The organism is Veillonella ratti, from assembly GCF_003992115.1.
GTDB classification, from domain to species: domain Bacteria; phylum Bacillota; class Negativicutes; order Veillonellales; family Veillonellaceae; genus Veillonella_A; species Veillonella_A ratti.
In genome coordinates, this window is the sequence record NZ_RQUX01000001.1 from 69,569 (window position 1) to 82,893 (window position 13,325).

Genomic DNA, 13,325 nt, shown 5'->3' on the forward strand with positions numbered 1-13,325 from the left:
TCACCTCTCCAATCTTTCTCTTTTTATTGTTTTACTATTTTCAAAAAGTCTTCTATTTTTTGTTCATCTTTAACGCCGTCAGTCTCTACACCACTGCTCACATCAACACTATAAGGCTTGGCAATGCGCATCGCGCGAGCTACGTTTGTAATATTTAAACCGCCGGCCAACATAAAGGGTTTCGTAAAATCTCTTAAAAGCGACCAGTCAAAGCTTTGACCGGATCCGCCCCGTTCGCCCTTTACAAACGTATCAAATAGAATCAAATCGGCTGAACTGTCACGCCATCGCGCTACATCGGTGGCTGATTTCACCGGAACAGCTTTCCAAATGGCCGCCTTCGTCAATTGACGTAATGCCTCAATGTCCTCTTCCGTTTCATCACCGGAAAGCTGAATTACATCAAGGGGCACGGCTATGGCCAACTTCGCCATAACTTCTAATGATTCGTTAACAAAGATACCTGCTTTTTTTACTGTCGGCACCAAATGAGCCGCCAAGGTTTTAGCTTCAATACAAGTCACCTGCCGTTTGCTGGGAGCAAATACGAAACCTATATACTCCGGTCTTAATTCATGGGGCAACCCATTGATTAAGGCTATATCTTCCGGTCGTTTCAAGCCGCATATTTTTGCTTTCACCGGTGGTACTTTGCCGTAGAGTTCGGCAATCGCTGTCCCCTTATCGGCCACTCTCATAAAACGCTCCCCGATAAGGGCGGCGCCGATGCCGTTTTCACGAAGAGCTTCTATATCATCGGCCGTATTAAGACCGCTTTCCGATACAAATATAACCGAATCAGGCACTAGCTTTCTAAGCTTCAAACTGTGATTAATATCTACCGTAAAATCACGCAAATCGCGATTATTTACGCCGATAACCCGTGCCCCTATATTAAGAGCTTTAGCTATCTCTTCTTCCGAATGAGCCTCAACCAAACAGGCCAAGCCTAAACTGTTTGCTAACCCATGAAAATTCTTTAATTCTTCTTCCGATAGAATCGCACAAATCAATAAAATGGCGGAGGCACCGATTACTTTGGCCTCATATATCTGATAGCTGTCGATGGTAAAATCTTTGCGCAGCACCGGAATCTGTACTGCCTTGGCAATCTCTGTGAGGTATGTATCGGCCCCTTGGAAAAAATCCGGTTCCGTCAATACCGATATAGCGGCGGCACCGGCCTTTTCATAATCCTGGGCAATCGCCAAATAAGGGAAATCTTGCGCAATAACGCCTTTCGACGGCGATGCCTTTTTTACCTCGCAGATAAAATTCATCGAGCCCGCTCGAAGCGCTTTTTCAAAAGCAAAAGGGAATTGTCCACCCTGTTTTGCCAGTTCGGCTCGTGCCATAACCTCTGCTTTGGCCTTAATCAGCTCCAAAGGCACACTTTCTTTTAACTTGGCCACCCGCGCTTTAGTGGCTGCTACAATCGTATCAAGAATCATTAAACCACCTCATTGGTAGCGGCGATTAAATCTTCCAACACCGCTAGAGCCTTGCCTTCATCGATAAGACGCGCCGCCTTAGCGATACCTTCAGCTAAAGTAGTATCTTCTTCCGCTAAATGGAAACTCATGCCGGCATTTAAAATTACCGCATTACGACGGGAGCCGTTTTCACCGTTCAGCACGGAGCGGGTAATTTCCGCATTAACCGGGCCGTCACCGCCTACGAGTTCAGCCGGCTGGGCGTAAGCAAGACCGAATTCAGCGGGATCCAGCACATAGCTGGTTAACTTACCATCATTAATTTCACAAACATAGGTCTTATCACAAGCGGTAATTTCATCGAGGCCGTCAAAACCGTGAACTACGGCGCCTCGTTTAACCCCCAGATTTGCTAATACCTGAGCCATCGGTTCCACTAATTCCTTAGCGTATACACCCATGAGCTGCATGGTAGCACCGGCAGGGTTCGTCAACGGTCCCAACACATTAAACACGGTGCGAATTCCTAAAGCCTTGCGCACCGGCATGGCATATTTCATGGAGCTATGATAGAGTGGGGCAAACATAAAACACATGCCCACCTTATTAAGCACATCCTGATTAGCCGGTCCCGGTACATTTAAATTAACCCCTAAGGCTTCCAAGCAATCAGCGGCGCCACATTTACTGGATACACTGCGATTGCCGTGTTTAGCGACCGGAATACCGCCGGCAGCGATTACAAAGCCTGCGGTAGTGGAAATATTAAATGTATTCGCCTTATCACCACCGGTACCGACGATTTCAAATACATCTTTCGCGTGCTTTACGGGCATGGCTTTTTCACGCATGCCTTGGGCAAAACCGGTAATCTCATCGATGGTTTCCCCCTTAAGGCGAAGAGCCCCCAACAAAGCACCGATTTGAGCCTCATTAGCTTCACCGTTCATAATCTCACGCATGGCTCCCAAAGCCATATCGTAGGTCAAATCCTTACCGTCTACCACTGTTTCAATCGCCGTTTTAATTATCATGATTAGCTCCTCTCGGGCCTTGCCCTCTCTTATTTTTCAATACTCTCAGTTCTCAATATTTTATCGTTATCTACTTATACACTAATGTTCAAAAAGTTCTTTAAAATCTCAATGCCACGGGGTGTTAAAATCGATTCCGGATGGAATTGAACGCCGTATAGCGGTTCTGATTTATGTTCCATAGCCATAATTTCGCCATCCGCTGTTTCCGCCGTTACCACCAACTCTGCCGGTAAGCTTGCTCTATCTACCGCCAAAGAATGATAGCGAGCCGCTTCGAAGTGCTTTGGCAGCCCTTCAAACAACTTGGAGTCTTTAATTATATTGACCTCACTGGACTTGCCATGCATTACCGTTTTGGCAAAACCTACGGTGCCACCGAAGCTTTCCGCCAAGGCCTGATGACCGAGGCAAACTCCTAAGAGTGGAATTTTACCGGCCACGGCCGGAATCAATGTTTCGTAAATACCCGCTTCATTCGGCCGACCCGGCCCAGGCGATAATACAATGTGACTCGGGTTCAGTTCAAGCACTTCCAGCACCGTTAATTCATCGCTGCGAACCACTTTAATATCCGAATTCAAGGTTCCGATAAATTGATATAAATTAAAGGAAAAACTGTCATAATGATCAATCAACAATATCATAACCGGTCACCTCTACCCCTTTCTTAATCGCTTCGATTATAGCCTGCGCCTTATTGCGCGTTTCTTCATATTCATTGGCCGGTACACTGTCCCGTACGATACCGGCGCCGGAACGAACCGCTACATAACCGCCTCTGGCCACCGCCATGCGAATGCCGATACAAGTATCCATATTGCCGGCAAAATCTAAATATCCGATAGCCCCGGCATACACGCCGCGCGGCGCTTTCTCAAGCGTTTGCAAAATCTCTACGGCCCGAATCTTCGGTGCCCCCGATAAGGTGCCGGCCGGTAACGTAGCGCTTAACGCATCCAATGCATCCTTATCTTTTTGAAGTGTTCCCGATACGGCGGAGCAAATATGCATCACATGAGAGAATCGTTGAATTTCTCTAAGCGCCGTTACCTTCACACTACCGAATTCACAAACACGCCCTAAATCATTACGGCCTAAATCGACCAACATATTATGTTCAGCCAATTCCTTTTCGTCATTTCTCAATCGCTCTTCATACGCCATATCTTCCGCTTTATTCTTACCTCGCGGCATCGTCCCGGCGATTGGGAAGGTTTCCACCTGACCATCACGAACCTTCACCAAAGTTTCCGGTGAAGCTCCGGTCAATTCCATATGTGGGCTGCTGAGATAGAACATATATGGCGATGGATTCGTAGTACGCAAAATACGATAAGCATTGAGTAAACTGCCTTTAAATCGTGCGCGACGTCCGATGGATAACACGCCTTGGAAGATATCCCCTTTTCTAATATGATCCTGTAAGGTTTCAATCTTTGCCATGAATTCTTCTTTTGTAAACTCGTCTTCAAATTCCGTTAAGAGATTACCGGCCGGTTCATTCACTTCTTCCCCTGTTGCTACCAATTTGGCTAAACTTTCCAGTTCCAATTGCGCCTTGTTATAATTTGTTTCCAACTCATCGGTGCGAATATTGGTAATTAAAATAATCTTTTTCTTATAATGATCAAACACAATAACTTTATCAAACAACAAAAGGTCCACATCATTGAAGATTGGTATATCGTAAGGCCCGGTGGACATCAACTTCATCCGTTGTGCTTGAAAACCGTGATCCAAATGCGGTTCTTGATAGGTCATGTATTCATAGCCGAAGTAACCTACAAGACCACCTGTAAATGTGGGTAAAAAATCGAATTGCGGACTACGATATTCTTTCATTACCCGGCGAATTTCTTCATTCGGCTTGGTTGTCCGATAGGTTTGCGTCGTAGCACCCTTAATCGTCATCGTGCCGGCCTTGCAGGTGATTTCCAGGAGAGGATTATAGCCCAGGAATGAATAACGACCCCAGTTCTCTTTGTTATCCGCACTTTCCAATAAAAAGGCGGTTTTGCTTACTCGCTTTAACGCTTTAAGCACACTGACTACGGTTCGCGTATCCGAAAAGATTTCCTTGTATACAGGCACAATCGGATAATCTGCAGCGTATTTTTTTAATGTTTCCAATGGTAACTGATTCATAATGGCAGCTCCTTTTTCTCAATTATTTGGGCCAACTTTTGTAACATGTAATCATAGTCAGCTCCGGTACTTTTAATTATGGTTAACTCTGATGTTTTTCATTATGTTAACTATAATACTTTCCATGCCAAGCTTTTTACGCTAACTTTTTTTGGTAACAAAAAAGTCCTTGGCAAATATATGCCAAGGACGGGTAATTATACTCGCGGTACCACCTTGTTTGACGTTCTATGTGCAATAAAACGCCCCCTCATTCGCAGGGTACTAACATACCCCTCATTGCTAACGCCAATGTCGCGTCGCTGTATACTAAAGCTATTAACATAACTCTTTCCCAGCGCCCTCAACGGTCCATTTAATAAGCTGCGTTCTGTGAAAATCTCAGCTAACTCCACTCTCTGTAAGTGCACGTCTTATTTTTATCTCCGTCTCAACGGTTTATAGGTTCGCTATAAAGTTATATACGAGCCGCCACCCCGGCGGCCGTTAAAATCAAATGTCTCTCACTCCATATTGCCCGGCAATCCCTATGCCGAACAAATCCTTCTCTCTGCTCCCTCAAGCTACCTTCGTGTTACTTCGTGATGTACAATTTTCATCAATTTGTTCTTTTAACAAGAAACTCTGTCCACTTAGGTTGTATTTATAATATACACAATGACGTCAAATGTCAAGAATTTTTTTGTAAGGTTTTCATAAAATTTAAAACTAAGCTTTACCAATACCCTAATAACAAGCATCAATTAGAATTTAAAACGTCATATATTTTTTTGAATTCTCGCATCACAATTAATCTTGGTGGTATAATATACATATAGTGTATTTATTTTAGGATCCTTATATTTCGCAGTTTATTTTGGAGGGAAGTCCCATGGCCAACACCGACACCACAATTAATGCCGTTACCAATCCTGAACCGAATGACACAGCTATTAACATAGAAGCAACCATTAAAAATCTGACACACAATAACTTTGTTGTGCATTATTTTGAAACTGGCGCCGAAGCCACGGCTTACTTAAAAGAGCGTATTCGAAATAAACGGGTTGCCTTGGGGGATTCGCGCACCTTACAAGCCCTTAAAGTTTATGAAGCCTTAGAGCCTAACAATAAAGAAATAACGGATATTCACCGCCCCTTAGAAGGGGAAACTTTCCGTCAGACAGCTCTTCGTACTATGCAACGCGATGTTTTCCTTACGTCCGTAAATGCCTTGGCTCAAACAGGCGAACTCGTTAACATCGACGGTACCGGTAATCGCGTAGCCTGCTCCTTGTTCGGCTCGGAAGAAGTCTTCTTCGTCCTGGGCATTAACAAAATTACACCTGATTTGGCATCGGCTATCTATCGTGCCCGCAACGTTGCGGCCCCTCGTAATGTTGTGAAAAACAAAAAACTCTCCAAGACTCCATGTGCCATCAAACAGGATCATTGTTATGATTGCGCCTCCCCGGACCGCATCTGCAATGCCCTTACCATTTACTACAAGAAAATGCGCAATATGGATATTATGGAAGTCATTATTGTAAACGAAGAATTAGGATTCTAATAACTTGGCTTTTAAAACCAACACGTTTTGTCCTATAAGCCCGTTTTGTCCTATAAGCCTGACTTGGCCTCCAATAACCAAACGAAAACCCCACCCGTTGCCGGGTGGGGTTTTCTTCATAGGCACAAGCTATCAATCAAATGCCTGTATTAGTTTATTTTGCTTATTATGCACCTACAAAACGGTTCAAAGCAGCTGTGCTTGTCATATGACGTTTAGTCATGCCAAGTTCAGCAGGGCTGATACCCAATGCTAAGCCGATTAACTGGCTCATATGGATAATAGGCATATCTTTGTCGCTAGGAACATATTGTTTAGCTTCTTTTTGGAACATATCAAGCTGCATCTGGCAAAGTGGGCAAGGTGTAACAACACAATCAGCGCCTTCTTTAGCAGCATCAGCATTGATGGAACCAGTCATCTGCATAACGGAATCATGTGCAGGGTATACAGCATGGAAACCACAGCAATCGAGTTTACGGGAGAAATCGATTGGCGTAGCGCCGATAGCTTTGATTACATCAGCCAAGCTGGTTGGAATCTGGAAGTCTTCAAAGCCTGTTTCTTCTTGCGGACGAAGAAGATGGCAACCATAGTATTCAGCAACACGAAGACCGCTTAAAGGTTTAACAACTTTAGCTTTAAGGTTGTTCAAACCGTAGTCGCGAATCAATACCCATAAGAAATGAGTTACATCGCTGGTACCTTTATAACGTAAGCCGGCTTGACCCAAAATGTTGTTTACGCGAGCGCGTTGAGTTTCATCGCGGTCGAGTTCATTTTTAGCTTCGCGAAGCATTAAAGTACAAGTGTTACAAACTGTCATTAACTGAACGCCTTGTGCTTCAGCTAAGGCAATGTTACGAGCATTGGTAGAAAGAATTGCCAATGGATCAACGTCCTGAACGTGGGACGCACCGCAACAAGTCCAACCTTCCAATTCTTCGATTTGAATGCCTAATTTTTTAGCAACCGCAACAGTAGCGATAAAATCTTCTTTGGCTGCACCTTCAAGTACACAACCAGGGAAAAATGCGTATTTCATTATCTTTCTGCCTCCTCTGCTGCCTTAATAATGGTGCGCACATCCTTAATACCTTGAACAGGTTTGTGTGGAACTACGAGTTCAAGAGGATTAATCTTACCATGTGCCCAGAGACGCAATGCGTAGAGACCTTGTTTAGCGGAATCTACAAGACCGTCAGTTTTAAGACTCATCGTTACTTCGTTCAAGCGACCGGTCTGCATGAGGTCTTGTTTGAAGGCGATAGCATGGCGAGTACCTTTATTGGATAAGCCGGCTTTCGTAGCTACTGCACGAAGTTCGGAAATATCTTTTGCAGGTTTTAAGTGTTTTGGACAACGGGAGATACAGTTCATGCAATGAACGCATTTCCAAAGACCATGTTCAAAAGCAGGGTTTACGTGAGCCATAGGTGCTGCATCACGGGAATCCTGAACAAAGCGATTAGCTTTAGTGTAAACATATGGATCCAAGAAGTCTTCGCGATTAGCGGACAATTTATTACATTCGGAAGCACAGCAACCGCAAAGGATACATTCTGTGTTAGTAACAAATTTTTTGAAATCTTCCGGAGTTTGGCGAGAGCCCATGTCGCGGTTGAATTCAGGTTTCATGAAAATCCATGGAGCAACTGTTTTAAGACGGTTAACTTTAGCTTCCCAGTCAACTGCCAAGTCGCGGATTACGTCGAAGTTACCGATTGGTGCGATTTCGATAGTGTCGCTGCCGAAACGTTCGGTAATATCGTCGATTTTGCTTTCACAACCAAGCATAGCCTGACCATTAACTTTAATGGAGCAAGCGCCACAAACAGCACTACGGCAAGCAGCGATGAATGTTAAGGTTGGATCGATAGTATCTTTAATTTTTTGAAGGCCCCAGAGAATTGTACGGTCCGGTTCATAATCAAAGGAATAGGTCTGTACATAGGAGCGACCTTCATTATAACGATGAATCTTATAAGTAATCTGTCTCATCTTAGTACGTCCTTTCTTTTGGTTCGAAGCGAGTAATTACAACTTCACTCTGACCTACTTCGTATTCGCCATCTTCTTTAAGTGTAATAACTGTGTGATTCAAGAAGTTAGCATCATCACGTTTTGCATAGTCTTCGCGAAGGTGACTACCGCGGCTTTCTTTACGACGCATAGCGCCCAAAGTAACAGCTTTAGCAATCGTTAAGAGGCTGCCTACTTCAACGTAGTTTACGAAAGCCATATTGAACGTACGGTTAGTATCGCCAACGTAGCAAGTTTTATATTCTTCAAGCAAACGATTCAAGATTGCCAATTCTTCTTCCATTTTCTTTTCTTCGCGGAAAATACCTACGTTGTTCCACATAGTAAGAGCCATTTCGTCACGAATTTCAGAAATAGGACGACCGGTTGTACGGCCGGTTACTTCACGGAAGCGTTGTTCCCAACCGTTAGCTGCTTCGTTAAGAGCTTTTGCAGCGTCTTTAGCACTGTTTTCTTTAACATAAGCAACAGCACCTTCACCGGCTACTTTACCGAATACAACAGCGTCAGCCAAGGAGTTACCGCCAAGACGGTTAGCACCGTGGATAGATACGCAAGCAGCTTCGCCGGCTGCGAATAAGCCAGGGACTACAGTACCGCAAGTTTTGAAATCTTTTACATCAATACCGCCCATGGAATAGTGACAAGTTGGACGAATTGGAATTGGTTGAACTAATGGATCGGCATGTTCGAATGTGATAGCAAGGTCGCGGATACCATGAAGTTTTTCAAGAATAACTTCTTTTGGTAAGTGACGAACGTCAGCTACTACATATGCGTCAAGACCGGTACCCCAGCCACGACCTTCAGCGATTTCAGTTTCGATAGCTTTAGCTACAACGTCACGAGGTGCAAGTTCCATTTTGCTAGGAGCATAATCCTTCATGAAACGTTCCCCTTTGTTATTCAAGAGGTAACCACCTTCACCACGAACAGCTTCGGACATCAAGATACCGCTCTTACCGAGACCGGTTGGATGGAACTGAACCATTTCAGGGTCTTTCAAAGCACAACCTGCACGGAAACATGCGGCCATACCGTCACCTGTGGAAAGGTAAGGATTGGAAGTACGAGTCCAATACATACGACCGGCACCACCGGTTGCAATTACTAATGCAGTAGTTGCGATTTTTTCAACACGGCCTTCTTTCATGTTCCAAGCAACAACGCCGCCTACGGAACCGTCGTCAGCTTTAACGATGTCTAATAAGTACCAATCTTGAAGGAAATGTACGTTTTCCTTTAAGCATTGTTCATACAACGTATGCAAAATTACATGACCGGTTTTATCGGCACTGTAGCATGTACGAGGGTATGCCTGGCCACCGAAGTTACGTTGTGCAATTTTATTTTCTTTAGTACGGGAGAATGGGGTACCGAAATAATCAAGTTCTTTGATTAATTCAGGACAACGGTTGATAAAGAATTCAACAGCATCCTGGTCGGCAAGATAGTCACTACCTTTAACGGTATCGAAGATGTGGTCTTCAATAGTGTCTTCTTTTGCCACATTGTTTAATACGCCATTAATACCGCCTTGAGCCATAGCCGTTGCAGAACGACTTGGGAAAATCTTGGTAATAAGTGCTACGCGCAAACCTTCTTGATGAGCTGCTTCTAAAGCTGCTCGTTGGCCGGCTCCGCCGCTACCTACTACTAGAACATCATACTGTTCCATAATAACCTCCTAAACTTGTACCTACTTCCTACAGACTTATCCGGCACGCCGTACCTGGGCATGCCTTTCCTATAGCTTGTTCTTTAATTATAGCGGTTTACAAAGGCTTTTGTCCAAAATCAAATACGCATACTTGAAAACAGCCCTCATAAATGATAATTTTTATCATTTGCCAAATTCCCCTATTTTTAGGGTGTATTTAAACCATCGTTTATCATAAACTATTGTATTTTCTAGAGAAACGCTAATATTATTCCGTTTATTTATATGACCGGATAGAAAAACGGAATATTTAATCGAAAATCATTTTCACACATTTTTTTTGATTTTTTCAGAAACGTCCGAAAAACGTCCAATCTATGCATAAAACACAAAGGTACACAATTTAGTTATCATAAATTTAATGCCTTAACGTTATCCCTTCACAATGGGTTCATACCCTTACGCTATACTGACTTCAACCTAAGGCTATTATTATTATGCCTATGAAGTGTTATAATAATTTTAGACGTTCTTTAAATTGATTTATAGTTTTATTTTATAGTCTGTTACACCGGCGGAGGTTGTGAAACAGGCTTATTTCTGTACGACAGGAGTGATTGTATGAAAGTTTTACTTGTTGAAGATGAAGAAATGCTAAATAATATTATCGCCAAACGCTTGCGTGTCGAATCTATGACGGTTGACTGCTGCTTTGACGGCGAAACCGCTTTGGATCACATTAATACATCCAGCTACGACGTAGTCGTTATGGACGTAATGATTCCTAAAATGGACGGTTTTACCGTTGTGCAACACTTGCGCCAGGAAGGCAACAAAACGCCGGTATTGTTTTTAACCGCCAAAGATACTTTGCAAGATAAAGTAAAAGGCCTTAACCACGGTGGCGACGATTATCTCGTCAAACCTTTTGAATTTGAAGAGTTGATTGCTCGTATCTACGCCTTATCCCGCCGCAGCTACAACCATGCGCACAATGATTTGGAAGCCGGTCCTTTGACAATCAACAGCCAAAGCCGTACCGCTACCTTGCACGGTCAGGAATTAGTACTTACCGCTAAAGAATTTGACTTATTATATTATTTAGCCAGCAATGTAAACATCGTATTATCCCGTCAACAGATTCTCGACCACGTATGGGAATACGACTACGAAAGTTATTCCAACTTAATAGATGTATATATTAAGGATTTACGTAAAAAATTGGATGTAGCCAACGAAGCCAAATTAATTCACACAGTTCGAGGTGTGGGCTATGTTTTCAAAGTGGAAGAATAAGCTAAGCTCCGGTGGTCGTTCACTTAACCCTTTCAGTCGTTTACCGCTTACGCTTAAGATTACCGGTTGGTATTCTATATTTCTCTTATTAATGTTACTCATGCTGTCCGTGTTCATTCTGCAGTTCACGCAACTGTGGGAAGCCTCGGAAATGCGCAGTACCTTACAATCAAGGGTTATTAATACAGCCGACAATCTGACGCGGTTCCGTTCGTTCCAAGAAGGCGTTTTTACTGTTCTCTATACGGATAACGGCGTAGCTGTCAAAGGGGCCATTCCTGACGGGTTCCCACCGGAAAGCATGATTTCTCCCCATCACATCCAAGAAGTAACTGTCAAAAACACTACCTTCTATTATTATGACGCACCTGTAGCCGATCCGGCTTTCCACGGTTGGGTTCGTGGCGTAATGCCTGCTACCACAGCCAGTCGTGCGGCCAACATTATGTTGCTTTCTTTGATTCTCGGCGGTGTTATATTCCTCGTCATCGGCACCAGTGGCGGTTATTGGATTATCAAGCGTGGTCTCGGACCGATTCGTAACATGACCCAAACGGCCGCTGACATTGGTCAAAAACGCGACTTATCCCAACGTATCGAACAACTGGTAGACAGCCACGACGAAATTTCCGCACTGTCAAAAACATTCAATACAATGCTTGACAGTTTAGAGAGCTCTTCCCAGCGTGAAAAGCAGTTCAGTTCCGACGTATCCCATGAGCTTCGCACGCCGATTGCCGTTATTCAGGCAGAAAGCGATTACGGTCGTGCCTATATCGACAATATCGACGAAGCTAAAGAAAGCTTTGAACATATTTTCCAACAGAGTCGTTTCATGACCGCCATGGTTACCCAATTATTGGATATTGCCCGCTTGGACAACATGGACAGCATCAAGAAGGACCCGCTCAGCATCAGTCAAATGATGCAGGAAGTAGTCGACAGTTATCAACGAATTTGTAAAGAGAGAAATATCACCTTAACCGCAACCATCCAACCGGATTTATCTATGGTAGGTAATCTGCCGTTTTTAAAACGCGCGGTAGGAAACTTGATTGACAACGCCATAAAATTCACCAAAGATGCTATATCTATTCAGGTCGTAAAACTAAACAATACCATTCGTATTACCATTAAAGATAATGGGGAGGGAATTAATCAAGACGACCTCGATAAGATTTGGAATCGCATGTATCAAGTCGATCAGGCCCGTACCAAAAAAGCTAATCAAGGGTTGGGACTAGGTCTTTATTTTGTAAAAAATGTCATTAATTTGCACCAGGCCAAAGCCTATGCCATTAGTGAGCCTCATGTATCAACAAGTTTTATTTTAGAATTTCCTATCATGACCGATGAGGCCTTTAGAGAGGATACACCATGAAACCATTATTGCGACAGTTCACAGTAGAATCCAACGATGCAGAGCCGCCTCGACGAGCTTTACACCGTATAATACTGCTATTTGTTGCCGCTTTTATAATCGGCGGTGGTATCTATGCAGTCCATGATTATATGGCACAACAGGAAGCGATGCGTATCAGTGCAGCCCGCACCGAAATGATTAAAGCTCAAGCCAAAGCCAATAAATTGACCCTCTTGAGCAAAGATACCATCAAAGAGTTGACGGCTATTAATACCGGGGTGCCCTTGAATGAGCTGACATTTAAGGAAATTGCCTTAATCACCTTTGATGATCTGCCATTTCCGCCGGGACCGCCAATCGGACACGGAATGATGCCTAACGACAAAAATGCAGATTCTTCGACAAATAAGCCAATGAACGGGCAAGCCGCCGATTCGTCTGATAGCCATGAGAATTTAAACTTACCGGCTACAGCCGAAAACAGTAACGTGGCCTCATTACCGCCTCTTCGTGTGCCGCCGCCAATAGCGGCAGCCGGGACAAAACCGCCACTAGAAAGCGAAAGACCGCTTATCAAACCGAATGCGAGTAATACCGATCATGAGCATCCCCCAATTGACGAATTAGCCAAAGGCGTACAAATTAATGATTTCACGCGAACCCCACCTAAAGAATTATTAAAGCATCCGCTGTATAAAATTACAGCCAAACGCTCTAGTTTGACCTATGATTTAATTATCGACGGGGTTAATGGACATATTATAAAATCTATTGTCCACTAAGATTCTAGGATAATTTA

11 protein-coding genes are annotated in these 13,325 nt (G+C 43.7%); 4 read left to right on the top strand and 7 right to left on the bottom strand.

What is annotated here, in order from left to right; translation table 11 throughout:
* Nucleotides 1-23: 23 nt before the first annotated feature.
* From trpCF to EO124_RS00365, 4 genes are all read right to left on the bottom strand, one after another.
* Complete coding sequence (gene trpCF / locus EO124_RS00350; RefSeq protein ID WP_127057832.1) at nt 24-1,451, bottom strand: bifunctional indole-3-glycerol-phosphate synthase TrpC/phosphoribosylanthranilate isomerase TrpF; 1,428 nt, start codon at nt 1,449-1,451, stop codon at nt 24-26.
* Entirely contained in the window at nt 1,451-2,464 is a 1,014-nt protein-coding gene (trpD, locus tag EO124_RS00355; RefSeq protein WP_127057930.1) for an anthranilate phosphoribosyltransferase, read from the bottom strand. Before trpD ends, trpCF begins: the two co-directional genes overlap by 1 nt.
* A 77-nt stretch (nt 2,465-2,541) precedes the next feature.
* Nucleotides 2,542-3,114: an anthranilate synthase component II gene (locus EO124_RS00360; protein ID WP_127057833.1), complete on the bottom strand. Its 573-nt coding sequence runs from the start codon at nt 3,112-3,114 to the stop codon at nt 2,542-2,544.
* The gene (locus EO124_RS00365) at nt 3,098-4,615 is read right to left on the bottom strand and encodes an anthranilate synthase component I family protein (RefSeq protein ID WP_127057834.1); all 1,518 of its coding nucleotides are present in this window, start codon (nt 4,613-4,615) and stop codon (nt 3,098-3,100) included. The genes EO124_RS00360 and EO124_RS00365 overlap by 17 nt, the downstream gene beginning before the upstream one ends.
* Before the next feature lie 871 nt (nt 4,616-5,486).
* Here EO124_RS00365 and EO124_RS00370 point away from each other — a divergent pair.
* A complete protein-coding gene (locus tag EO124_RS00370) occupies nt 5,487-6,164 on the top strand; it encodes a lactate utilization protein (protein WP_127057835.1) in 678 nt (225 codons plus the stop codon).
* A gap of 166 nt (nt 6,165-6,330) precedes the next feature.
* On the opposite strand, the gene EO124_RS00375 is transcribed toward EO124_RS00370, so the two are convergent.
* From EO124_RS00375 to EO124_RS00385, 3 genes are read right to left on the bottom strand one after another with little or no spacing between them, the layout of a single operon-like run.
* Nucleotides 6,331-7,209, bottom strand: coding sequence for a CoB--CoM heterodisulfide reductase iron-sulfur subunit B family protein (locus tag EO124_RS00375; RefSeq protein WP_021842281.1), 879 nt, complete (start codon nt 7,207-7,209; stop codon nt 6,331-6,333).
* Nucleotides 7,209-8,165, bottom strand: a complete 957-nt coding sequence (locus EO124_RS00380) for a succinate dehydrogenase/fumarate reductase iron-sulfur subunit (RefSeq protein ID WP_021842280.1) — start codon at nt 8,163-8,165, stop codon at nt 7,209-7,211. The genes EO124_RS00375 and EO124_RS00380 overlap by 1 nt, the downstream gene beginning before the upstream one ends.
* A gap of 1 nt (nt 8,166) precedes the next feature.
* Nucleotides 8,167-9,885: an FAD-binding protein gene (locus EO124_RS00385; RefSeq protein WP_127057836.1), complete on the bottom strand. Its 1,719-nt coding sequence runs from the start codon at nt 9,883-9,885 to the stop codon at nt 8,167-8,169.
* A gap of 603 nt (nt 9,886-10,488) precedes the next feature.
* Between EO124_RS00385 and EO124_RS00390 the strand changes: the two genes are divergently transcribed.
* The 3 genes from EO124_RS00390 to EO124_RS00400 are packed head-to-tail and all read left to right on the top strand — an operon-like array spanning nt 10,489 to nt 13,308.
* The gene (locus EO124_RS00390) at nt 10,489-11,163 is read left to right on the top strand and encodes a response regulator transcription factor (RefSeq protein ID WP_006555394.1); all 675 of its coding nucleotides are present in this window, start codon (nt 10,489-10,491) and stop codon (nt 11,161-11,163) included.
* Nucleotides 11,141-12,544, top strand: a complete 1,404-nt coding sequence (locus EO124_RS00395; protein ID WP_127057837.1) for a sensor histidine kinase — start codon at nt 11,141-11,143, stop codon at nt 12,542-12,544. Before EO124_RS00390 ends, EO124_RS00395 begins: the two co-directional genes overlap by 23 nt.
* Complete coding sequence (locus EO124_RS00400; RefSeq protein ID WP_127057838.1) at nt 12,541-13,308, top strand: hypothetical protein; 768 nt, start codon at nt 12,541-12,543, stop codon at nt 13,306-13,308. Before EO124_RS00395 ends, EO124_RS00400 begins: the two co-directional genes overlap by 4 nt.
* The last annotated feature ends 17 nt before the right edge of the window (nt 13,309-13,325 follow it).

Coding starts and splice junctions, on each gene's coding strand:
- trpCF (WP_127057832.1), bottom strand. CDS start 1,451: ATGATTCTTGATACGATTGTAGCAGCCACTAAAGCGCGGGTGGCCAAG.
- EO124_RS00360 (WP_127057833.1), bottom strand. CDS start 3,114: ATGATATTGTTGATTGATCATTATGACAGTTTTTCCTTTAATTTATAT.
- EO124_RS00365 (WP_127057834.1), bottom strand. CDS start 4,615: ATGAATCAGTTACCATTGGAAACATTAAAAAAATACGCTGCAGATTAT.
- EO124_RS00370 (WP_127057835.1), top strand. CDS start 5,487: ATGGCCAACACCGACACCACAATTAATGCCGTTACCAATCCTGAACCG.
- EO124_RS00375 (WP_021842281.1), bottom strand. CDS start 7,209: ATGAAATACGCATTTTTCCCTGGTTGTGTACTTGAAGGTGCAGCCAAA.
- EO124_RS00380 (WP_021842280.1), bottom strand. CDS start 8,165: ATGAGACAGATTACTTATAAGATTCATCGTTATAATGAAGGTCGCTCC.
- EO124_RS00385 (WP_127057836.1), bottom strand. CDS start 9,885: ATGGAACAGTATGATGTTCTAGTAGTAGGTAGCGGCGGAGCCGGCCAA.
- EO124_RS00390 (WP_006555394.1), top strand. CDS start 10,489: ATGAAAGTTTTACTTGTTGAAGATGAAGAAATGCTAAATAATATTATC.
- EO124_RS00395 (WP_127057837.1), top strand. CDS start 11,141: ATGTTTTCAAAGTGGAAGAATAAGCTAAGCTCCGGTGGTCGTTCACTT.
- EO124_RS00400 (WP_127057838.1), top strand. CDS start 12,541: ATGAAACCATTATTGCGACAGTTCACAGTAGAATCCAACGATGCAGAG.